Consider the following 22,108-nt stretch of genomic DNA (forward strand, 5'->3'; position numbering starts at 1 on the left):
TCCCCCTGGCGTTGCCAGTACCCTTACGAAAACAGGATCGTCGACAAGCGCTTGCGTCCCTCGACGGTTGCATCATCCGTGCCGCCCCAGGCCTCGAAGAACTGCACCAGCTGCTTGCGGGCGCCGTCGTCGTTCCACTTGCGGTCGCGCTTGACGATCTCGAGCAGCTGCGCGGTGGCAGCAGCGCGGTCGCCTTGCGCGTTGAGCGCGGTCGCCAGATCGAATCGTGCCTGATGATCGAGCGGGTTTGCGGCGACTTTCTGTTCCAGCTCCGCGACCGGACCCAGGGATTGGGCCTGCTCGGCGAGATCGATCGCGGTCTGCACGGCCTTCACCGCAGGATCGCTGCGCTTGGATTCCGGCACCATGGCCAGCGTCTGCTTGGCCTGCTCCATCGCCCCGGAGACGGCGTAGCACTTCGCAAGGCCCGCGAGCGCGGCGATATTGGTCGAATCGTGGTGAAGCACCTCCGCATAGATCTGCGCGGCGGCTGCGGGGTCGCCCTCGGCGAGCACGGCCTCGGCCTCCTGCAGGATTTCAGCGATATTCGGCTCGCCCGGCGCAGTCACGCCCTTGGTCAGCTTTTCGATGAAGGCGTTGAGCTGGCTCTCGGGCACTGCGCCCATGAAGCCGTCGGCTGGCTGGCCGTTGACGAAGGCGATCACGGCCGGGATTGACTGGATGCCCATCTGGCCCGGGATCGCGGGGTGCTGGTCGATGTTCATCTTGACCAGCTTGACCTTGCCCTTGGCCGCCTTGACCGCCTTTTCCAGCAGGGGGGTGAGCTGCTTGCAGGGGCCGCACCACTCCGCCCAGAAGTCGATCAGCACCGGCTGGCGCTTCGACTCCTCGATCACGTCCTTCACGAAGGTCTGGGTGGTGGTGTCCTTGATCAGATCGGCGGCGGCCGGGTTTGCGGCTCCGTTACCCTGGTCGATGATCGTCACGGGATCCCCTCGTCATGTCCTGGAATGGCGGCTCTTTAGCACGTCGCCGCTGCCTATGCTTGGTGTCGGCTCTAAATTGGGCCGAATGGGCCGAATTTCAATCCGCCCCGGCCGATTCGCCGGTTCCGGCGTGTTTTCGGGCGATTTCGTCGCATCCGGGGCCCATATGGGGCCACCGATTGCGAATTGATGCCGCCGGTAGCTGTTGCATTCCCCTCCCGCTTTTGGCATACGACACCCGTTGCCGGCGCGTCACGCGACCGACACAGGATGCGGGTGTAGCTCAGTGGTAGAGCACGACCTTGCCAAGGTCGGGGTCGAGGGTTCGAGCCCCTTCGCCCGCTCCAATTTTTTCCAGAGCATCCAGCCGATCCGGACGGAAGAGTGGTTCTCCACGCCGAGGTGGCTGTTTTGGGTCTCACATGACAATTCTGGTTACGGGCAGCGCGGGTCACCTTGGCGAGGCCATTTTGCGGAAGCTTTGGACGCGCGGGTCGCCCGCGCGCGGGATCGATCTGAAGCCATCGCCCTTCACCGATGCCGTCGGCTCGATCGTCGACGCGGGCTTCGTGCGGCGGCAGATGGACGGCGTCACCGCCGTGATCCACACCGCGACACTGCACAAACCCCATGTGGCGACCCACTCCAAGCGGGATTTCGTCGACACCAACGTCACTGGCACGCTCAATCTGCTCGAGGCGGCCGCGGCCGCCGGCGTGACGAGCTTCGTCTTCACCAGCACCACCAGCGCGTTCGGATCGCAGCTTCGGCCCGAGGCGGGGCAGGCCGCCGTGTGGGTCACCGAGGATTTGCCGCCTGTCCCGAAGAACATCTACGGCACCACCAAGCTGATGGCCGAAAACCTCTGCGAGCTGTTCTTCCGCGAACGCGGGCTGCCGGTCCTGGTCTTGCGGACCTCGCGCTTCTTTCCGGAGGACGACGACGATCCGGCGATGCGCTCGGCTTACGCACTGGACAACGCGCAGGCCAACGAGCTGCTCTACCGCCGGCTGGATATCGCGGACGCCGTGAGCGCCCATCTGCTTGCCGTGGAGCGCGCGCCGAAGATCGGGTTTGGCCGCTACATCGCCTCCGCGAGCAGCCCGTTCGAGCCGCGCCATCTCGCCGCGCTGGCGCGTGATGCGGCTCGTGTCGTGCGCGAGCTCTATCCGGATTGCGCGGAGCTCTACGCGGCGCGCGGCTGGAACCTGCTCCCCGAGATCGACCGCGTCTATGTCAACGAGCGTGCGCGGCGCGAGCTGGGCTGGCGGCCCGAATTCGACTTCGCGCATGTCCTGAGATGCCTGCGCGATGGCTGCGATTTTCGCAGCACGCTGGCACACGAGATCGGCTCGAAGGGCTACCATGACACGGCGTTTGAAGACGGACCCTACCCCGTCGCCTCGTGAGCGCCTCGTTCGTCATTTCGCTCGATGCATCAAATGCCTGTCCAATGTCACCGCGCACAACCCGGCCCGAGCCGTTCTGCTTTGCATGGGGTTGTTTTCGCATTTTTTGTTTGACGCCCCTTTGGGGCCTCGATTCCGCGTTGCAGCGAGAACGCCGCCGTCGCCGCGTTTGCCCTCATTGACATTCCGTCTCAATTTTTATTGAGCGCAACCGCGGCGCACGCGGCGCCCTTCTCAGCGCTCGCAGATGTGCTAGCCTTTTTGCGTCTGCTTCTCGGCAGACCCCAAACTTCGCCTCTCGATTAGCAAAATAAAATAAATCGCAGCCCTGACGGCTGCCTTAGGGGAGTGACGCGATGACATCGATGTTCCATCGATCCGTGTTTGCGCTTGCAGCCGTGGCCCTTCTTGCGGGGACCAGCGCGGGCTATGCGCAAGACAAGAGCAAGCCGCTGAAGAAATACGAATCCGGCACCAAGGAGTTCTGGACCCATCCACCGGATGACTGGTTCCTGGGCGACGAGACCGAGGCGCAGAAGGGCCTTGCGCCGCCCTCGGGTCCGCCGACCGGCGCCTCCGACGCCGAGCTGGCCAACATCGTCAAGAAGATCAAGCTGCCGGCGGGCTTCAAGATTGAGGTCTATGCCTCGGGCGTGCTGGCCGCGCGGCAGATGGCCTGGGGTGACAAGGGTACGCTGTTCGTCGGCTCGTTCGGCCTCGGCAACGTCTACGCCATCAAGGACAACAACGGAAAGAAGGAAGTCAAGACCGTCCTCAAGGGCCTGAACATGCCCACCGGTCTCGCCTTCAGGGACGGCGCGCTCTACGTCATCGCCGTCGACAAGCTGATCCGCTACGACAACGCGGAGGCCAATCTCGACAAGCTCGGCGACGGCAAGGTCGTCTATGACGACATGCCGTCCTATGCCGCGCATGGCTGGAAGTACATCGCGGTCGACAAGGAAGGCTGGTTCTTCCTGCCGTTCGGGCCTCCCTTCAACATCGGCATTCCGCCGACCAGCGTGTCGCAGATCCGGCGTGTCGATCCCAAGACTGGCAATGCCGAAATCTGGGCGCTCGGCGTCCGCAACTCGGTCGGCGGCGACGTCGACCCCCGCACCGGCAAGCTCTGGTTCACCGAGAATGCCCGCGACTGGATCAGCGATGATCTGCCCTCGGACAAGCTCAACATGATCAACAGGATCGGGGAGCATTTCGGCTATCCCTATTGCCATCAGGGCAATCTGCCGGACGACAAGTTCGCGATGGGCCACAAGTGCTCCGAGTTCACGCCGCCGGTGTTGAATCTCGGCGCGCATGTCGCTCCGCTCGGCATGAAGTTCTACACCGGCAACCAATTCCCCGCCGAGTACAAGAACAACATCCTGATCGCCGAGCACGGCTCCTGGAACAGGCACAAGTACCAGGGCGCCCGAATCGTGCGCGTGATCGTCGGGCCTGACGGCAAGAACCCCAAGCGGGAGGTCTTCGCCTCCGGCTGGCTCGAGGGTGACCAGGGTTATCTCGGCCGCCCCAACGACATCCTGCTCGACAAGGACGGCTCGATCCTCGTCGCCGACGATTGGGCCGGCGCGATCTACCGCATCAGCTACAGCAAGAAGTAGCGCGACGTCACGGAGAGGCTGCGAGCGGGCGACCGACGCAGCCTCTTTCATGTCAAGGCCGACGCGTCGTTCCGGATTGCGCGCCAGCGTAAGTCCGGAACCCATGACCCCGGATCGTGGTTATGGATTCTCAGATGCGCAATTGCGTATCTTTAGCTCGTGCTCCGCACGTCCCCATAGATCGGAATCGCAATCATGCGCCGGCAGTTCATCTCGCATGCAATCAGCACGATTGCGCTCCTGGCGCTCGGAGCTCTTCCGACAGGCGCCGCCGACAATTCTGCGATCAAGGAGAAGGCTTCGGTCTGCTCCGGCTGTCACGGCGATAACGGCATTTCGCAGACGGAGAACATCCCCTCACTCGCGGGCCAGCCCGATCAATTCACCCAGTGGCAGCTCGTGTTCTTTCGCGCGGGATCGCGCAAGAACGACCAGATGCAGCCGATCGTCGAGCAGATAACCAACGAGGACATCCGCAATTTCGGCGCTTATTTCGCCTCGTTGGCGCCGCCGAAGGGTCCGGAGGACGACGACCCCGATCTGTCGAAGAAAGGCGCGCAGGTCGCCGCCGGCCGCCGCTGCGCCTCATGCCATCTGGACACTTATGCCGGCACCAAGGCGGTCGCGCGGCTTGCGGGGCAGCGTGAGGAATACCTCGTCAAGGCGTTACGAGACTACAAGGCGGGACAGCGCGTCGGCGGCGGCGTCGCCGCGATGGCCGATGTCGCCTATCACATGAGCGAGGAGGAAATCACCGCCGTCTCGCACTATCTCGCGCATTTGAAATAGCAGTGATGCTGCCTCCGCGGCCCCCCGCCGTCGTCCCGGGTTCGCGCTATGGGCGCCCCGGCCCGACGGCGGAATGTGGGGTTACCATCTACCCCGCCCGCTGCTTCTCATACGCCTTCAAGTGCGTGTAGGCGATGCGCAGCTTCGGCACCGGCACCTTGGCGGCATCCGCGCGCGCGACGAGATCGCCGATGACGTGATCGGCCTCGACCGGCAGGCCCGCCTTGATGTCGCGGAACATCGAAGCGGTCATCGGCGAGCCGTCGGTGGTGAGCAGACCCTTGACGCGCTCGAAGAACGGCCCGCCCGGCGTATAGCCCGACGCGGCGGCGATCGCGCTGGTCTCATCCAGCATGCCGAGCAGAAAATCCCTGCCCCCGGGGGCGGCAAGAATGTTGCCGACGGAGGTACGCATCAGGCTGGTCGACGCCGCGAGCGAAGAAAGGAATACCCACTTCTCCCACATGTCCTGCATGATATTCTGGCTGGCGGTGGCGCCAGCGATGCCGCTCTTGAAGGCCTCGTCGATGGCCTTGACGCGGTCCGACAGCTTGCCGTCCCGCTCGCCGTAATTGATCGACTGCATCGGCTGGAGCTGCACCACCTCGCGCTGCTCGTTCAAGGTCGCGGCGATGGCGCAGAGTCCGCCGAGCACGCGCTCCTTGCCGAACTTGGCATCCAGCGTGTCGAGATGCTTCATGCCGTTCAACATCGGGATGATGGCGGTGTTCGGTCCGACGGCGGCCGCAAACGATTTGATGGCGTCGTCGAGGTCGAACGCCTTGCAGCTCAGGAGCACGACGTCGAACTTGTCCTTGAGCGCGCCGGCCTGCACTGTCGGTGGATTCTTCAGGGTCACGTCGCCATTCGGGCTCTTGATGACCAGGCCGTCGCTCGCAAGCTCGCCGGCGCGGCGTGGCCGCACCAGGAAGGTGACGTCGCGGCCGGCCTGCAACAGCCTGCCACCAAAATAGCCGCCGATGGCGCCGGCGCCGACCACGAGGATACGCATGGGGTGCTCCACTGTTGTTGTTCTTCAGACGGACGCGAATGGCGAATAGGGAGTAGCGAATAGATTAGCACGCCACGAAATGCGAGTAACGTTTCCACTACTCGTTATTCGCCATTCACTATTCGCCCTTCTCCAACACCATTTCCTCGACCTCGCGCAACTGCTCCTTGCCGAAGAACATCTCGTCACCGACGAAGAAGGTCGGCGAGCCGAATGCGCCGCGGGCCACAGCCTCTTCGGTGTTCTTGATCAGCTTGCTCTTCACCTCGGGTTCCCCGGCGCGGGCGAACAGCTTTTGCGCATCGAGGTCGGAGGACGCCAGCGCCTTCGCCGCAACTTCCGGGTCGTCCATCTTCTTCGGCTCGCGCCACATGTGATGGAAGGCCGCCTCGACATAGGGCTCGAACACGCCCTCGAGCTGCGCGGCGATTGCCGTGCGCATCAGGTTCAGGGTGTTGACGGGGAAGAAGGGATTCATGACGTAAGGCTGGACCTTGAAGCGCTTGATGAAGCGCTCGGTCTCGACCGCGTGGAATTCGCGCTTGTTCTTGATGCCGGCGAGGGTCTCCGCCGGCGACTTGTTGTTGGTCGATTTGAAGATGCCGCCGAGCAGGATCGGGACGTACTCGAATTTGACGCCTATGCGCTGCTCGATCGCCGGGATCGCCAGATGGCTGAGATAGGCATTCGGGCTGCCGAAATCGAACAGGAATTGCGGTGCGGTGCGGGTCAAAATTCGATCTCCCTGACTTCTCTTTCGCGCATTGTGGCGCAGCATACGCCACAGGTCCACCGTTTAATGACGGTCATAATACATAGCTGTCAGACCAGCCGGCCGATCGCGCGCTTGCGCCACACCAGGAAGTAATAGCCCATCTGCAAAACGAACATGGCGCAGAACACGATGGGATAGGCGGCCCATACGCCGGCAAGCCCGATCGTGTGGCTCAGGAACACGGCGGCAGGCAGCTCGATCGCGACAATCGCGACGATCGAGAGCAGCATCGGCGCCAACGCGACGCCCGCCGCGCGCATCGCCCCGGAGAACACCGTGGCGAGGCCAAACGGCACGGAGCTCCACAGGGCGATGTCGAGCAGGCCTTTCGCCAGTTCGAGCACGGCGCCGTCGGTGATGAAAAGGCCGAGAATGGCGCGCGGGGCGAGATAGATCAGCGCCACGAGCCCGCCGGTCAGGACGAGGTTGAAAGCGATCCCGATCCGCACGATGCCGTCGAGCCGGGCTCTGTCGCCGCCGCCGACCGCCTGCGCACCGAGGATCGAGACCGCGATCGAAATCGACATCGCCGTGAACTGCGTGTAGCCCATCACCTGGTTGACGGCGCCATAAGCCGCCGTGGCATCCGACCCGAAGCCGTTGACGAGGCCGAGCAGGACCAGCTCCGCGAGCGCCATCACCACCATGCCGATCGCGCTCGGCAAGCCGATGCCGAGAATCTTTCCGAGCATGGTGCCATCGAGCCGCAGGTGACGCAGCAGCGCCGCGTCCGGCGCGAGCGCGTGCTGCTTCCGCCGCAGATAGAGGGCCAGCGCCATCAGCGTGACCGCGTTCGAAACTGCTGCCGCCCATGCCGGACTGGTGATGCCGGCCGCCGGCAATCCGAACGCCCCCCGGATCAGCAGAGGTGTCAGGATCAGGCCGATCGCGGTCGACAACGCCAGCGCCAGCAGCGGCGTGAGCGCATCGCCGACGCCGCGGACCATCGCCGTCATCAGCAGGAAGACGAAGCCGAGCGGCATGGTGAGCAGCATGACGCGTGCGTAGGCGCTGGCTTGGTCGAGGATATCGGCGGGCGTCGCGAGTGCCATCATCAATTGGCGGCTGAAGATGCCGCCGATCAATGCAATCGCGATCGAGAACAACAGTCCAATCGCGAGCGCGGTGCCGACGACCAGCTTGATCCTGCCGTGCTCGCCTGCGCCAAAGGCCTGGCCGATCAGCACCGTGGCGCCGGTGCTCAGGCCCATGACGAACGCAAACAGGAAGAACATCACGGGGAAGAAGGCCGAGGCTGCGGCGAGCGCGTCGATACCGATCATCTGGCCGAGATAGACATTGCTGACGGTGCCGAACAGCGATTGCAGGGCGTTGCCCAGCATCAGCGGTGCAAGGAAACGAAGGAACGTCGTCCAGAGCGGTGGTGTGGCGGGCATCGGATCTGCCTTTCATCAGGGCGTGCGAAGCCGTTGCCGCGCGATGCGCGGCTCGGCCGTCGATGGGATTTTGCGGAGACGCGCCTAGGCGCGGTCGCTGTAGGCGAGCTTGACGATGTGGTCGCGGATATCGGTCGGCCAGTCCGCGATCAGCCCGGTGAAGCGCCGCCGGTCGTCCGCGAACAGCGCCCGCGAAGCTTCCTCGAATTGCGGCAGATTACCCGCCATGGTCGACATGAAATTATAGGCGGCCTCGCGCGCCTGCCGCGCGCGATCCTTGTCGCCGCTGGCGCGCCTCGCCTCGTCGACGAGCTTGCGCAACGCGACCGAGGCGCCGCCTGGCTGCGCACCGAGCCATTCCCAATGCCGCGGCAGCAACGTCACCTCGCGCGCGACCACGCCGAGCTTGGGCCGGCCGCGTCCGCGCGGCTCGCTCGGTGGCGTGCTCTCCTCGACCGGGGGCGGGACGAGCTTCGCGAGCCGCGCCAGCACTTCGCGATCGCCGCCGCGCAGATCGAAGTCGATCGATCGGCCGGTGCCGTCCTCGAAGATGATGATGGGCTCGTCCGGCCGCGAGGCCACGCGCTTGACGACCAGCGCGACCTCTCCGGCCGGCCCGGACACCAGACGGCGCGGGCCTTGGAAAGCGGTGAACATCTTCTGCATTGGAATCATTGCCATATTGACGAGGCTGGGTGCTTTAATATCCGGGTATATTTAGAAGGTCAATATACCCGGGTGAAAATATCCGTGGCGATGGCTCGACATTGCGTTCCCGGGCTGGCACGAACGGCGCGGCGGACCGACCGCGCCTAGAGCCACCACGCTTCCCTGGGGACCTCACCGATGTTGACCGTTCACCACCTCAACAATTCCCGCTCGCAGCGTGTGCTGTGGCTGCTCGAAGAGTTGGGCGTGCCCTATGAAATCGTGCGCTATCAGCGTCAGGCGGACATGCGCGCGCCGACGGAGCTGCGCGCCATCCATCCGCTCGGCAAGTCGCCCGTCATCACCGACAACGGCAATACCATCGCCGAGTCAGGCGCGATCATCGAATATCTCATCGCGACCTACGGCAACGGCCGTCTGATCCCGCCACCGGACACGCCGGAGCGGCTGCGCTTCACCTATTGGCTGCATTATGCCGAAGGATCCGCGATGCAGCCGTTGCTGCTGAAGCTGCTGTTCACGCTGATGCCGAAGCGCGCGCCGGCACTGCTCCGTCCGCTGGTGCGCAAGGTCTCGAACACGGCGCTGACCACGCTGGTCAACCCGCAGCTCAAGCAGCACATGGATTACTGGGAAGGCGAGCTTGCGAAGAGCGAGTGGTTCGCCGGCAACGAATTTACCGCGGCCGACATCCAGATGAGCTTTCCGCTGGAAGCTGCGCAAGCGCGCGGCGGGCTCGAGCAGGGCCATCCCAAAGCGATGGCATTCCTGGACCGCATCCACGCGCGGCCGGCTTACGCCAGAGCGCTGGAAAAGGGCGGGCCATATCAGGTGGGGCGGTAAGCCGCTCCCCCGTCATTCCGGCCATGCAGATGTCCCGCCTACTGCCCCGCTGCCTCCGCGCCGCGCGTGCGCAGATCGGGCGCGCCGAGCGGCCCGTTCGGCGTCACGAGGATCGAGTTGGCCGATGTCTGCCCCATCGGCTCGACGATGAGGTGGCCCATCGCCTTCAGTTCGCCCAGGACATCGCTGGGGAAGCCACTCTCGACACGTACCTCGTCCGGCAGCCATTGGTGATGCAGCCGTGGCGTTGCGACGGCGGCGGCCACGTCCATCTTGTAGTCGAGGACGTTCACGATCACCTGCAGCACCGTCGAGATGATGCGGCTGCCGCCGGGCGAGCCCGTCACCAGCACCGGCTTGCCGTCCTTGAGCACGATGGTCGGTGACATCGACGACAGCGGCCGCTTGCCGGGTCCCGGCAAATTGGCCTCGAAGCCGACAAGGCCATAGGCATTGGAAGCGCCGACCGCCGCGGTGAAATCGTCGAGCTCGTTGTTGAGCAGCACGCCGGTGCCGTCTGCGACGAGGCCGACGCCATAACTGAAGTTCAGCGTATAGGTGTTGCTGACGGCGTTGCCACGGCCGTCGACGACGGAGAAATGCGTGGTGTTGCTGCCCTCGCGCGGGGACGGGACCGCCGAAACCAGCTCCTTCGAGAGCGTGGCGCGATCCGCGGAGATGCCCGCGCGCAGCTTGACGGCGTAGTCCTTCGCGATCAGCGTCTCGATCGGTGCGTTGACAAAGGCGGGATCGCCGAGATGGCGCGCGCGGTCCGCATAGGCGCGCTTCATGGCTTCGATCAGAAGGTGCAGCGATGCCGGCGAGCCCTGCTTCAAATCGGCGAGTTGGAAGCCTTCGAGGATATTGAGCGTTTCCACCAGCACCACGCCGCCGGAGGAGGGCAGCGGCATCGACACGATGTCGTAGCCGCGATAGCTGCCGCGCACCGGCGCGCGGATCACCGCCTGATACGATTTCAGGTCGGCCGGCGTCATGATGCCGCCGGCATCAGCCACGGCCTTGGCGAGCTTTTCCGCGACCGGCCCCTCGTAGAAGCCGCGTGGCCCCCGTGCGGCGACGGCTGACAGCGTTTCAGCGAGATCGCCCTGCACCAGCCGGTCGCCTTCACCGATCGGCGTGCCATCGGGCCGCGAAAAGACTTTGGCCGAAGAAGGCCAGCGTGCGAGCCGCCGGTGCCAGCCCGGCAGCGTATCGGCCATGTCGTCGCTGACGACGAAGCCATCGCGGGCGAGCGCAATCGCAGGCGCGAGCAACTGGGCTAGCGTGAACTGGCCTGAGCCGTATTTCTCCAATGCCAGAGCAAGACCTGCGACAGTGCCGGGCACGCCGATGCCAAGTGCGGAATCCCGTGATTTGGCTACGTCCGGCTTGCCGTCGGGTCCGAGGAATATCTGCGGCGTGGTCGCAGCTGGCGCGGTCTCGCGATAGTCGATCGTGATGTCTTCATTGCGGTCCGCGGAATGGATCACCATGAAGCCGCCGCCGCCGATATTGCCGGCGCGCGGATAGGTCACGGCCATCGCAAAGCCCGTCGCGACCGCGGCATCGATCGCATTGCCGCCGCTGCGCAGGATGTCGGCACCGATTTGCGCAGATATCTTCTCCTGCGCAACCACCATGCCATGTTCGGCGGCCACAGCCCGCACCGTGTCGCGCGCGGGCGCGACATAGCCCCGCCGCGCATCCTGTGCCGTCGCGGGAGCAAGGCCGAGCGAAAGCGTGGCGATGACGGCCAAAAATGTCCGCCGTGTCGAATAAGAGGACATCATCAGAATATCCGTCGTGACGTGGGACCAGTTCACACCCGCCACCGCAATGCTATACGGTTTGCCCCAAGACAGGCAAAACTGTTCGTGATGAGGACCGCGTGATGACGACGATCGCCCCGGACGCGCGTATGGCCGGCGCGCCGCGGACCTATCCGCCGCGCGCTGCCGTCGTCAGCTGGATATTCTTCGATTGGGCCGTGCAGCCCTATTTTACGCTGATCACGACCTTCGTGTTCGCACCCTATTTCGCGACCGCCATCGCGCCAAATCCCGCCACCGGCCAGTCCTTGTGGGGCTTTGCGATGGCGGCCGCGGGCCTTGCCATCGCGTTGTTGTCGCCGTTGCTCGGAGCCATCGCCGATGCTTCGGGCCGCCGGAAACCCTGGATCGCAGGTTTCGGCCTGGTGCTGGTGCTGGCGTCCTGCACGCTGTGGATCGGCAAGCCCGGCGATGTCGCGATCATTCCGCTGCTCCTCACCGCGGTCGCGCTTGCCAGCGTCGGTGCGGAATTCGCCACGCTCTTCAACAACGCGATGATGCCGACGCTGGTGCCGCCGGAGCGGATCGGACGGCTGTCCGGCACCGGCTGGGCGACAGGCTATGTCGGTGGCATCGTCAGCTTGATCATCGTGCTCGGTCTCCTCGCCGCCAATCCCGAGACCGGCCGTACGTTGCTGGGTCTCTCGCCGTTGTTCGGGCTCGATCCGGTCAGCCGTGAGGGCGATCGCATCGTCGGGCCGCTGACCGGGCTGTGGTTCGTGATCTTCGTGACGCCCATGTTCCTGTTCACACCGGACTATCCGGCCAAGCGTCCGCTGGGCGAGGCGCTGCGCGAAGGACTATCGCAGCTGAAGCGATCGATCAGGGGGTTGCCGCAGCAGAAATCGCTCGCGGCCTTCCTGCTCGCCAACATGATCTACACCGACGGTCTGGTGTCGCTGTTCGCCTTCGGCGGCATCTATGCTGCGGGCACGTTCGGCTGGCACACGATCCAGATCGGCACCTTCGGCATCATGCTCGCGATCGCCGGCGCTCTCGGCGCCTGGCTCGGCGGCAAGCTGGACGATCGGCTCGGGCCGAAGCGTGTCATCGCCGGCAGCCTGCTGGTCCTGCTGCTGTCGGTGGCGGCGATCCTGCTGGTCGACAAGGACAGCGTGTTGTTCGTCAAGGTCGCGCCGCCGCAAGCCGGCGCTCCCTTGTTCTCGAGCGTGGCCGAGCGCGCCTATCTGGTGCTGGGCTGCCTCATCGGCGCGGCCGGTGGTCCACTCCAGGCGGCCTCACGCACGCTGCTCATCCGCCTCGCACCGAAAGACCGCATCGCCCAGTATTTCGGCCTGTTCGCGCTGACCGGGAAAGTGACGTCCTTCATCGGACCGCTTCTCATCGGCGTGATCACCGCGGTGACCGCAAGTCAGAAGGCCGGCATGGCCGTGCTGGTGGTGTTCTTCGTCACGGGGCTGGGACTGTTGATGCGGGTGCGGGAGTAGTCCGCAATTTGCTGTCATTCCGGGCTCGCGCCAAGTGGCGCGCCCCGGAATGACGGCGCGCTCAATGCCTGAAGTGCCGCGTGCCCGTGAACACCATGGCGATGCCGTGCTCGTCGGCGGCCTTGATCACCTCGTCGTCGCGCATGGAGCCGCCGGGCTGCACCACGGCGGTGGCGCCGGCCTCGATGCAGGCGAGCATGCCGTCGGCGAACGGGAAGAACGCATCCGAGGCCACTACCGAGCCCTTGGTCAGCGGCTCGGCAAGCTTCAGCTCGCTCGCCGCATCCTGTGCCTTGCGCGCCGCGATCCGTGCCGAATCCACCCGGCTCATCTGGCCAGCGCCGATGCCGACGGTGGCGAGATCCCTGGCGTAGATGATGGTGTTGGACTTGACGTGCTTGGCGACGCGGAACGCAAACTTCAGGTCGCGCATTTCGGCATCGGTCGGTGCACGCTTGGTCACGACCTTGAAGGTCATGTCGTCGACCACGGCATTGTCGCGGCTCTGCACGAGCAGGCCGCCGGCAACGGTCTTGGCGGTGAGGCCCGGCGCGCGCGGATCGGGCAGGCTGCCGGCGAGCAGCAGGCGCAGGTTCTTCTTGCCGCCGATGATGGCGATCGCCTCCTCGCTGGCATCGGGCGCAATGATCACCTCGGTGAAGATCTTTGTGATCTCGCGCGCGGTATCGGCGTCGAGCGCGCGGTTCATCGCGATGATGCCGCCGAACGCCGAGGTGGAGTCGCAGGCCAGTGCCTTGCGATAGGCGCTGACGAGGTCGGAGCCCTCCGCGACGCCGCAGGGATTGGCGTGCTTGACGATGACGCAGGCCGCGGTGCGCTTGGCGTCGAACTCGCCGATGCACTCATAGGCCGCGTCGGTGTCGTTGATGTTGTTGTAGGAGAGTTCCTTGCCCTGGAGCTGGCGCGCGGTCGAAACGCCCGGGCGCTTGTCCGGCGTCGCATAGAATGCCGCGGTCTGGTGCGGGTTCTCGCCGTAGCGCAGCGATTGGATCAGACGGCCGCCGAAGGCGCGGAAGTCGGGTGCGTCGATGTCGAGCTGGCGGTTGAACCAGTTCGAGATAGCGGCATCGTAAGCACCAGTGCGCGCATAGGCCTTTGCCGCAAGCCGCCGGCGCAGCTTCAGCGTGGTCGCGCCGTCGTTGGCTGCGAGCTCGTCGAGCACAGCCTTGTAGTCTTCGGCCTCGACCACGACCGCGACGTCGTCATGGTTCTTGGCGGCGGCGCGGATCATCGCGGGGCCGCCGATGTCGATGTTCTCGATGCAATCCTCGAAGCCGGCGCCTTTGTCGACGGTCGCCTCGAACGGATAGAGGTTGACGACGAGGAGATCGATCGGCGCGATGCCGTGCGCCTTCATCGCCTCCGCATGCTCCTTGTTGTCGCGGATCGCGAGGAGGCCGCCATGCACCTTCGGATGCAGCGTCTTGACGCGGCCGTCCATCATCTCGGGAAAGCCGGTGAGGTCGGAAACGTCCTTCACCTTGAGGCCGGCCGCAGCGATCGCCTTGGCCGTGCCGCCGGTCGAGACCAGCTCGATATCATGCGCGGCAAGCGCCTTGGCGAACTCGATCAGGCCGGTCTTGTCGGAAACGGAAAGCAGGGCGCGGGTGACGCGGCGGGGATGGTCAGTCATGAGCAAGATCCTCTGTTCAGGGAGTGTCTATGCCCAGGCGCGCGGCAGATACATCTCGCGCTTCCCGATGGTGCTCCATCCAAGGTCGCCAGTCGCGCGAGCGAGGGCTCGATAGCAGTTTCCGGCCGGTTTCACAACGCCAGACAGGACTGGCAGACACGCGTCTACAGCGGTAGTTCCGGCTCCCGCCTCGCATTTCTTCGGGCATTGGTGACGGCCGGCGACGCGGTGGAACGCACGAAACTCCAGCGGATCGAGGGGGCCTGCCGCGCGTCCTGCCGGATCACGATCTGGGCGGTGCGGCGCGGGCCGTCATTGCCGGCCAGGAACACGCTGTCCTCAAGGTCGACCTTGTCGTCCAGTGCTTCAAAGGTCCAGACGTCGCGGTTCGGCAGCACCAGCATGACGCCGCGCGCATCCGAGAGCCGGCTCGCCTTCACCGCCGGATGCAGATGGAAGCGCAGCGCGAAATCGGCATCCGCGCCCTTGAAGCGTCCGCCCTGCGGCGGCGACAGCGTGTCCTCGCCGTCGATGCGCGCCCCGTCATTGGCGATCATCAGCACGCGGCGATGGATCGCGCCGAATTTGGCGAGATAGCCGTCATGCGAGGTCGTAAGCAGCGTGCCGTTCTGCACGATCTCGCGGTAGCTCTCGACCTCAACGGGGCCGCTCGTGACCGGCGAGCCGTGCAGGAGCCGCTTCATCGCCGACATCTCGACGAACTGGCATGACGAGGCGCCATGATAGGTCAGCGTCGAATGCGCCGCCGTGCCGCGTGCGAACGGCCGCCAATTGTCGCGGCCCGTGGTCGGCATGCCGCAATTGGTCACGATGCGGCTGATGCCGGAAGACAGTTCGAACGACAGGCAGCCGGCATGGGCGTCGTGACTGACGCCGGCCGGCGGCGGCGGGCCGGTGTCGATGATCACAGTGGTCTGTCCGGCATCGAGGCGCTGAAAGCCGGTATGCGGCATGTTCGCCATCGGCACGCCGTGGGTATCGTCATAGGCGAGAAGCGTCGCGAGCAGGTCCGAGGACGTTGCGCTCATGCCGTTGAACAGCGCGAAATTTCCGTCGCCATGCCGGAAGAAACGCAGCATCGGCATCATGCGGTCGATCGCGTTGAGCAGTGCCGGCGGTGGCGCGATGTTGCGCGCGGCAAAGGTCTGCCGGAGCGGCAGCAAGTCGATCAAGAGTTCGATCAGCGCGCCCGGGTTGCGGGAGATGTGTCCGCCGTCGGGCAGGATCTGCCGCTGCAATTCGTCCGAAAGCTTCTTCGACGCGTTGCGGATGTGGCTCGCCTGGTTGGCGAGGCACAAGGCCGCATAGCACAGCGCGATCAGCACTTGGAGTTTCGGCACCCCGTCCGGAATGTTGACCATGGTGTAGCGCAGGAAGCGGATCTCGCGGGCGAGAGCGCGCAGATAGCGGCGGTAGAATTTGTTGTCGGTCTCGTTGAGCACCAGCGGCGCCTGCGACAGCAGCGAGATCACGCGCCGGGCGAGCACGTCGGCACGGCGCGCGACCGGGCGACGCTTGTTGGCGGGGTTGGCGATCCAGTCTTCGATCAGCGCGCGCGCATTCGCCCGTGTCAGCGCTGTGTCGGCGGCGCGCAAATGGCGCAGCCAGCCGAAGCCGAGCAGCGCGACCTCCCAGTCCTCCGACGGCGGCTCGAGATCGAAGATCGAGCGGCCGTGGCAATTGACGATCTTGCCGGCAAAGACGAAACGGCCGGCATAGATCTCCGCAGCGCGAGTCGCATCCGCGGTGCGCAAATCGTGCGGCGCGATGATCAGCCGGTCGGTGCGGCCGGGCCAGACCCGCGACAGCGCAACGGAACCGCCGCTCGCGCGCGCGAGCATGTTCCGCGCGAAGCGGTTCATGACCAGCGTCGAGATACGTCTGCGTTGAGCGACTGACACGCCTTGCCTTGAAGGGGGAGAGGATTCCGACGAATCCCTATTAATCCCAAAATCGGGCGTCGGACACCACCTTGAACGTGTGAGAATCAGCGTCGTGGTCGCAAAATCCGGTGCAAAATCAGGATTTAACGAGCCGGGCCGCGAAAAATCCGTCGAGCCCGCCGAGCTTGGGATCGGCGTTCGGCAGATGGCTGGGCAAAGTGCGCAGGTCGCCTTCGCCGGTGATGATTTCGTCGAGGCCCGCGACCTCTGACGCCTCGATCGGGACGCGGCGAAGTGCAGGCTCGGCCGCCAGCAGCGTCGCTACGGCCTGCTCGCCTTCCTCCGGTTCCAGCGAGCAGGTGCAATAGACCAGCGTCCCGCCCGGCTTGAGCAGCGACACTGATTTTCGAAGCAGCCGCTGCTGGAGCGCAGTCATGGCGGTGACATCGGATTCCTGCCGCAGCCAGGCCACGTCGGGATGACGGCGGATCGTGCCGGTCGAGGTGCAGGGCGCATCGACCAAGATACCGTCGAAGCCCTCGGGGGGGCCGGCCCATTCCACGGCGTCAGCGACGACAGTCTCGGCCTGGAGCGACAACCGCGTCAGGTTTTCGCGCAGCCGCGCGACCCGGGCCGGCGAGCGGTCGAGCGCCGTGACATGCGCGCCCGATAGCGCCAGCTGCGCGGTCTTGCCGCCCGGAGCGGCGCAGAGATCGGCGATGGATTTGCCGTTGATGTCGCCGAACAGCCGGGCCGGCAGCGCGGCGGCGGCATCCTGCACCCACCATTGTCCTTCGGCGAAGCCGGGGAGCATGGTCACCGAGCCGTGCAGCAGCATCCGCACCGTCCCGGTCGGCAGCGTCTCGCCATGGAGGCGGCTCGCCCATTGCGCGGCATCCGATTTCACGGTGAGATCGAGCGAAGGCTCGTGCCCAAGCGCCAGCGCCATGTCTCGTGCGGTCGCCTCGCCATAATGCGCGCTCCAACGCGCAAGCAGCCATGGCGGCAGGTCCAGTGATTGCGCGGTAACTTCCTCGACCAGCGCCTTGCCCTCGCGCGCGCAGCGGCGCAGCACGGCATTGACGAGGCCGGCATAGCGCGCGGCGCGCCGGTCGGATTGCACAAGGCGAACGGAGAGGTCGACGGCCGCGTGATCCGGCACGTCCATCCAGAGGATCTGCGCCGCACCGATCAGCAGCGCGCTCTGTGCGCGCGGCGCTTCGGAGGGAATGCCCTTGTCGAGCAGGCGCGACAGCACATGGCCGAGCGTGCCGAGCCGGCGCAGCACGGTGGCGACCAGGCGCCGCATCAGCGCGCGGTCGCGGTCGGCCAGCGTCTTCAGTCCGGGATGGGCGCCGCTGCCGTCGAGTTGATCGTCAAGGGTCCGGTGCTTGTGCAGCACGCCGTCGACGATATCGGCGGCAATCCGTCGCGCCGCAAGACCGGGCACTTCGGATGGAGGGGCGAAACGTTGAGATGGCATGCGGAAGCAAGGTTCTGAGCAAGCGGCAGTTCCGCCGCAATGGGCGCATGCCTTGAGAACTCGATCTCTGGCACGCGAATATGCCAAATGTAAGAATCGCTTCCGGCTTTTTCAGCCCTTCCCGGGCTGATTTCAGGAATGCGTTATTGGACGTCGCGTTGCAGGTCGTCCTGCGCTAGAAAGCCGGGCGATGAGTGACCAGCCGCCCGTTTCCGACCGCAAGCAGCTCACGCCGGCCGCCCAACGCGCGCTGGCCGAAGCCGAGGCGCGCCGGCAGGCTGCCGCCGCCCAGGCCAAGGATGAGGCCAGGGCCAAGGAGTTGCAGGGGCCGAAGGGCCCGGAGCCTACCCGCTACGGCGACTGGGAGCGCAAGGGCATCGCCTCCGATTTCTGAGGCCTCCGTGGGTACGGCGGATCGTGCCTGTCCCGGCCGCTACAGATAGTGATTGTCCCTGAGATAGCGCATGATGCGCTCGCAAGCGGCGTCGGTCGACAGCTCCGATGTGTCGATGGTGATCTCCGGGGCTTGGGGCGCCTCATAGGGATCGTCGATGCCGGTGAATGCCGCTAATTCACCGGCCCTTGCCTTGCGATAGAGTCCCTTGGGATCGCGGCGCTCGCATTCGACGAGCGGGGTCGCGACATGGATCTCGATGAACTCGCCCGCTTCGACTCGCTGGCGCGCCAGCTCGCGTTCACTGCGGAACGGCGAGATCAGCGCGACCAGCGCGATCATGCCGGCATCGACGAACAGCGCCGCGATCTCAGCAGTGCGCCGGACGTTCTCCGCCCTGTCCGTGTTGGAGAAGCCGAGGTCGCGGTTGATGCCGTGACGAAGATTGTCGCCGTCGAGCAGCGCCGCATGACGTCCGAGTTCGGCAAGCCTGCGGTCAACGAGATCGGCGATCGTCGATTTGCCGGCGCCGCTGAGCCCTGTGAACCAGAGCACGCAGGGCCGCTGCTGCTTCAGCCGCGCCCGCACGGATTTGTCGACGGCCAGCCGCTGCCAATGGATGTTGGTGGCGCGGCGGAGTGAAAGGTCGATCATGCCTGCTGCGGCGGTGCGGTGGCTGATCGGATCGACGAGAATGAAGCTGCCCATGTCGCGGTCGTCGCGATAGGCCTCGAATACCAGCGGTCGGTCGAGGCTGAGATGGGCGTAACCGATCTGGTTGGCGTCGAGCGTAGCGGCGTCTTCATGCGCCATGGTGTCGATGGCGATGCGGTGCTTGAGCGTCGTGATGACCGCGCCGGTCGAGGCCGCGCCGCATTTGAGCAAATAGCGCCGGCCCGCGACCATGGCTTCGTCATCGAACCAGACGAGATGGGCGGCGAGCTGATCCGAGACCAGCGGCGCGGGTCCCGCCGTCAGCACGTCGCCGCGACTGACGTCGATCTCGTCGGTCAATGTGAGCGTGACCGATTCGCCCGCAGCAGCCCGATCGCGCTCGCCGCCGGGCGTGAGAATGCGTGCGACGCGCGTCTGACGACCCGAGGGCTGCACCGCAATGGGCTCGCCTATCGCAATCGTTCCGCTGGCGATCCTCCCGCAGAAGCCGCGAAACTCCGCGTTCGGCCGGTTGACCCATTGCACCGGCAGCCGGAACGGCCGCTGCGAGACGTCGCCGGCCACGTCGACCGATTCCAGGTACGCGGTGACAGTCGGCCCCGTGTACCAGGGCATCCGCGCGCTCACTGTCACGATGTTGTCGCCGTCGGGCGCCACGACCGGGATGCACTGGACCTGCGAGATTCCGAGCTGTCCGGCCATGGTGAGATATTCGGCGGTGATGGCCGCAAAGCGGTCCCCGTCGAATCCGATCAGGTCCATCTTGTTCACGGCGAGCACGACGTGGTGAATGCCGAGCAGAGACAGGATGTGGCTATGGCGCCGAGTCTGCGTAATCACGCCCTTCCGGGCGTCGACCAGCACCACGGCGAGATCGGCGTTGGATGCGCCGGTCGCCATGTTGCGGGTATATTGCGCATGTCCCGGCGTGTCGGCGACGATGAAGCGGCGCAGCTTGGTGGCAAAGAAGCGGTAGGCGACGTCGATGGTGATGCCCTGCTCACGCTCGGCCTGCAAGCCGTCGACCAGCAGCGCGAAATCGAAATCGCCGCCAGTCGTGCCGACGGTCTTGCTCTCGGACGCCAGCGCGTCGAGCTGGTCGTCGAGCAGCGTCTTGGAATCGTACAGCAGCCGACCGACCAACGTGCTCTTGCCGTCGTCGACGCTGCCGCAGGTGACGAAACGCAGCGTCGGACGATCATCTTGATCCAACCGCGGCACATCGGAGGCGGCGATCGTGGGGGCCTCGTGATAGGACATCAGAAGTAGCCTTCCGCTTTCTTGCGCTCCATTGATGCCGGACTGTCCCGGTCGATCATGCGTCCTTGCCGTTCGGAGGTGCGTGAGGCCGTCATCTCCCGGACGATCTCGGGCAGGGTTGCCGCCGTCGAGACCGTGGCGCCGCTGAGCGGATAGCAGCCCAGGGTACGAAATCTGACCGAACGCCACAGCGGCTCTTCGCCCGCACGCAGCGGCATCCGTTCGTCGTCCACCATGATCAGCGCGCCATCGCGCTCGACCACCGGGCGCGAAGCCGCCAGATAGAGCGGAACAATCGGGATGTCCTCGAGCAGGATGTAGTCCCAGACGTCGAGCTCGGTCCAGTTCGACAGCGGAAACACCCGCATGCTCTCACCGGGCGCGAGCATCGTGTTGTACAGGCTCCACAGCTCGGGCCGCTGGTTCTTCGGATCCCAGCGATGCGCCGCGCTTCGGTGTGAGAATATGCGCTCCTTGGCGCGTGACTTCTCCTCGTCGCGCCGTGCTCCGCCGATCGCGGCGTCAAAGCCGTGAAGGTCGAGCGCCTGCCGCAACGCCTGCGTCTTCATGACGTCGGTGTAGCGCGCCGAGCCGTGGGTGAAGGGGTCGATGCCCTGGCTCAGTCCGTCTTTGTTGGTATGGACGATCAGATCGATGCCGAGCTCACGCGCGCGGCGGTCGCGAAATTCGATCATCTCGCGGAACTTCCAGGTCGTGTCGACGTGCAGCAGCGAAAACGGCGGCTTGCCTGGATGAAATGCCTTCATCGCCAGATGCAGGAGCACCGAGGAGTCTTTGCCAATGGAGTACAGCATGACCGGCTTGCGGAACTCGGCCGCGGTCTCCCGGAGGATATGGATGCTCTCCGCCTCCAGGCGTCGAAGATGCCTGACGGCGTGAAGCTGCTCGCAGCCCGTTCGTTCCGCGGAAGCGGGTTCGGCGGTCGTGAGAATATCCAGCATGCTGATCACGCAGCCTCGGCGAACCAGTCGCCGAACAGGTGCGCCGAAATCGCCGCGTTCAGGCCGAGATCGCGAGCGCAAGCCGCGACCGAGGCTCGATAGGCATCATTGACCCCGCAGCGCTCCAGAATCTCCAGCTGAGCTTCGCTCACCGAGGCCGTCGCGCGGCGCTGGTAGCGATAGGCGCTATCGGAGGTGTGCAGATTGGGCACCTTGTAGATCGTCGCTTCGCTCGGGAAGATGACGCGCGCGTTGCTTGCTTGCGCGTCCCCCGGGTCCCGCCACGACGTCACGGCGTTCTCGGTAAAGCTGCTGGAAAGGCCGAGGCGATCGAACAAGACGCGCACCGACGATACGGCCTCCTTGCTCACCTCGTAGACGTAGTGAGTGACGGGAATGCCCTCTCGCTGGGCGTAACTTGCGACCCGGGCCGCGCTGAGCGCGGCGACGACGTAGTGCCGCAGCAATGTCTCTTCCGGCGCGCGCGAAATCAGCTTGTCGAGCCAGGACGCCAGCGAGCTCGCCGGCTCGCGATCGAGCATGATGAGATGCAGTCGGTCCCGTGGATATCCCGCGTCGATCAGGAGCTGCAGTGGATTGAACAAGCTCTCGGCGAGCACGTAGGGCCCGATCGTTTCCTTGCTGAAGATGTGCGGCTCGTCGGTCGCCGAGGGGATGATCCAGGGCGTCAGCGGACGGCCAACGAGCGCCTCGCGCAAGATCGCCTTCAGCGGCTGATAATACGAAGGCATCCCGGTCATGCCGAACAGATTGCTGAGGGCGGTCGACCCGACCCTGGCTTTGCCGCATGCGAAATAGAGCATCGGAAAGTCGTGCGCGGGACGACGCAGGAAATCTTCTGCGAGACAGTCCGTCACTTCGCGCATCAACGTCGCCAGGGTAACGGCTCTGGTCTGGAATTCGCCGACCGGCGACAACGGCATGGTGTCGAGGGAACGATGCTGCTGCCGAACGAGGTCGGCCATCCGTTCGAGCGAATCGGCTGAGGTTGCGTCGATGTTCATGTTGGGGG

18 protein-coding genes, 1 tRNA gene and 1 riboswitch are annotated in these 22,108 nt (G+C 65.1%); of the genes, 7 read left to right on the forward strand and 12 right to left on the reverse strand.

Annotated features, from left to right (window positions below; genetic code table 11):
- Nucleotides 1-23 precede the first annotated feature (23 nt).
- Nucleotides 24-947 carry a thioredoxin gene (gene trxA, locus RX330_RS01180; protein WP_212082670.1) on the reverse strand — a complete coding sequence of 308 codons (924 nt, stop codon included), beginning with the start codon at nucleotides 945-947 and terminating at the stop codon, nucleotides 24-26.
- A gap of 272 nt (nucleotides 948-1,219) precedes the next feature.
- Between trxA and RX330_RS01185 the strand changes: the two genes are divergently transcribed.
- The 4 genes from RX330_RS01185 to RX330_RS01200 all read left to right on the forward strand — a co-directional run bounded on the left by RX330_RS01185 (nucleotide 1,220) and on the right by RX330_RS01200 (nucleotide 4,770).
- A tRNA-Gly gene (locus RX330_RS01185) sits at nucleotides 1,220-1,294 on the forward strand.
- Between the two features lie 75 nt (nucleotides 1,295-1,369).
- Nucleotides 1,370-2,356: an NAD-dependent epimerase/dehydratase family protein gene (locus tag RX330_RS01190; RefSeq protein WP_317241798.1), complete on the forward strand. Its 987-nt coding sequence runs from the start codon at nucleotides 1,370-1,372 to the stop codon at nucleotides 2,354-2,356.
- A gap of 356 nt (nucleotides 2,357-2,712) precedes the next feature.
- Nucleotides 2,713-3,981 (forward strand): PQQ-dependent sugar dehydrogenase, encoded by a 1,269-nt coding sequence (locus tag RX330_RS01195; protein ID WP_317241799.1) that lies wholly within the window; start codon nucleotides 2,713-2,715, stop codon nucleotides 3,979-3,981.
- 195 nt (nucleotides 3,982-4,176) lie between these two features.
- Nucleotides 4,177-4,770, forward strand: a complete 594-nt coding sequence (locus RX330_RS01200; RefSeq protein WP_317241800.1) for a c-type cytochrome — start codon at nucleotides 4,177-4,179, stop codon at nucleotides 4,768-4,770.
- An 88-nt stretch (nucleotides 4,771-4,858) separates the two neighbouring features.
- Here the strand turns inward: RX330_RS01200 and panE are convergent, their stop codons facing one another.
- The 4 genes from panE to RX330_RS01220 form a co-directional block, all read right to left on the reverse strand.
- Nucleotides 4,859-5,782, reverse strand: a complete 924-nt coding sequence (gene panE, locus RX330_RS01205) for a 2-dehydropantoate 2-reductase (RefSeq protein WP_317241801.1) — start codon at nucleotides 5,780-5,782, stop codon at nucleotides 4,859-4,861.
- Between the two features lie 118 nt (nucleotides 5,783-5,900).
- Entirely contained in the window at nucleotides 5,901-6,515 is a 615-nt protein-coding gene (locus RX330_RS01210; protein WP_317241802.1) for a 2-hydroxychromene-2-carboxylate isomerase, read from the reverse strand.
- 89 nt (nucleotides 6,516-6,604) lie between these two features.
- A complete protein-coding gene (locus RX330_RS01215) occupies nucleotides 6,605-7,954 on the reverse strand; it encodes an MATE family efflux transporter (RefSeq protein ID WP_317241803.1) in 1,350 nt (449 codons plus the stop codon).
- 84 nt (nucleotides 7,955-8,038) lie between these two features.
- Nucleotides 8,039-8,635: a DUF2239 family protein gene (locus tag RX330_RS01220; protein ID WP_212082653.1), complete on the reverse strand. Its 597-nt coding sequence runs from the start codon at nucleotides 8,633-8,635 to the stop codon at nucleotides 8,039-8,041.
- 165 nt (nucleotides 8,636-8,800) lie between these two features.
- Here RX330_RS01220 and RX330_RS01225 point away from each other — a divergent pair, with 165 nt between their 5' ends.
- Nucleotides 8,801-9,466, forward strand: a complete 666-nt coding sequence (locus RX330_RS01225; protein ID WP_212082651.1) for a glutathione S-transferase family protein — start codon at nucleotides 8,801-8,803, stop codon at nucleotides 9,464-9,466.
- Nucleotides 9,467-9,504: 38 nt separating this feature from the next.
- Here RX330_RS01225 and ggt read toward each other — a convergent pair whose 3' ends face one another.
- The gene (gene ggt, locus RX330_RS01230) at nucleotides 9,505-11,256 is read right to left on the reverse strand and encodes a gamma-glutamyltransferase (protein WP_317241804.1); all 1,752 of its coding nucleotides are present in this window, start codon (nucleotides 11,254-11,256) and stop codon (nucleotides 9,505-9,507) included.
- A gap of 101 nt (nucleotides 11,257-11,357) precedes the next feature.
- Here ggt and RX330_RS01235 point away from each other — a divergent pair, with 101 nt between their 5' ends.
- Nucleotides 11,358-12,743, forward strand: coding sequence for an MFS transporter (locus RX330_RS01235; RefSeq protein WP_317241805.1), 1,386 nt, complete (start codon nucleotides 11,358-11,360; stop codon nucleotides 12,741-12,743).
- Between the two features lie 61 nt (nucleotides 12,744-12,804).
- On the opposite strand, the gene purH is transcribed toward RX330_RS01235, so the two are convergent.
- The 3 genes from purH to RX330_RS01250 all read right to left on the reverse strand — a co-directional run bounded on the left by purH (nucleotide 12,805) and on the right by RX330_RS01250 (nucleotide 17,784).
- Complete coding sequence (purH, locus tag RX330_RS01240) at nucleotides 12,805-14,397, reverse strand: bifunctional phosphoribosylaminoimidazolecarboxamide formyltransferase/IMP cyclohydrolase (RefSeq protein ID WP_212082633.1); 1,593 nt, start codon at nucleotides 14,395-14,397, stop codon at nucleotides 12,805-12,807.
- A 24-nt stretch (nucleotides 14,398-14,421) separates the two neighbouring features.
- A riboswitch (ZMP/ZTP riboswitch) is annotated at nucleotides 14,422-14,503 on the reverse strand.
- Between the two features lie 58 nt (nucleotides 14,504-14,561).
- Nucleotides 14,562-16,280 carry a heparinase II/III family protein gene (locus RX330_RS01245; protein WP_317241806.1) on the reverse strand — a complete coding sequence of 573 codons (1,719 nt, stop codon included), beginning with the start codon at nucleotides 16,278-16,280 and terminating at the stop codon, nucleotides 14,562-14,564.
- Between the two features lie 157 nt (nucleotides 16,281-16,437).
- Nucleotides 16,438-17,784: an RsmB/NOP family class I SAM-dependent RNA methyltransferase gene (locus tag RX330_RS01250; protein WP_212082608.1), complete on the reverse strand. Its 1,347-nt coding sequence runs from the start codon at nucleotides 17,782-17,784 to the stop codon at nucleotides 16,438-16,440.
- Between the two features lie 190 nt (nucleotides 17,785-17,974).
- On the opposite strand from RX330_RS01250, the gene RX330_RS01255 reads away from it, so the two are divergent.
- Nucleotides 17,975-18,178, forward strand: coding sequence for a DUF1674 domain-containing protein (locus RX330_RS01255; protein WP_212082606.1), 204 nt, complete (start codon nucleotides 17,975-17,977; stop codon nucleotides 18,176-18,178).
- Nucleotides 18,179-18,217: 39 nt separating this feature from the next.
- Here RX330_RS01255 and cysC read toward each other — a convergent pair whose 3' ends face one another.
- The 3 genes from cysC to RX330_RS01270 are packed head-to-tail and all read right to left on the reverse strand — an operon-like array spanning nucleotide 18,218 to nucleotide 22,100.
- Nucleotides 18,218-20,113 (reverse strand): adenylyl-sulfate kinase, encoded by a 1,896-nt coding sequence (gene cysC / locus RX330_RS01260; protein WP_317241807.1) that lies wholly within the window; start codon nucleotides 20,111-20,113, stop codon nucleotides 18,218-18,220.
- Nucleotides 20,113-21,075: a sulfate adenylyltransferase subunit CysD gene (cysD, locus tag RX330_RS01265; RefSeq protein WP_317241808.1), complete on the reverse strand. Its 963-nt coding sequence runs from the start codon at nucleotides 21,073-21,075 to the stop codon at nucleotides 20,113-20,115. Before cysD ends, cysC begins: the two co-directional genes overlap by 1 nt.
- A gap of 5 nt (nucleotides 21,076-21,080) precedes the next feature.
- Nucleotides 21,081-22,100, reverse strand: coding sequence for a sulfotransferase family protein (locus RX330_RS01270; RefSeq protein WP_317244036.1), 1,020 nt, complete (start codon nucleotides 22,098-22,100; stop codon nucleotides 21,081-21,083).
- Nucleotides 22,101-22,108: the final 8 nt, after the last annotated feature.

Origin of the sequence: Bradyrhizobium sp. NDS-1, assembly GCF_032918005.1 — a bacterium.
Classification (GTDB): domain Bacteria; phylum Pseudomonadota; class Alphaproteobacteria; order Rhizobiales; family Xanthobacteraceae; genus Bradyrhizobium; species Bradyrhizobium tunisiense.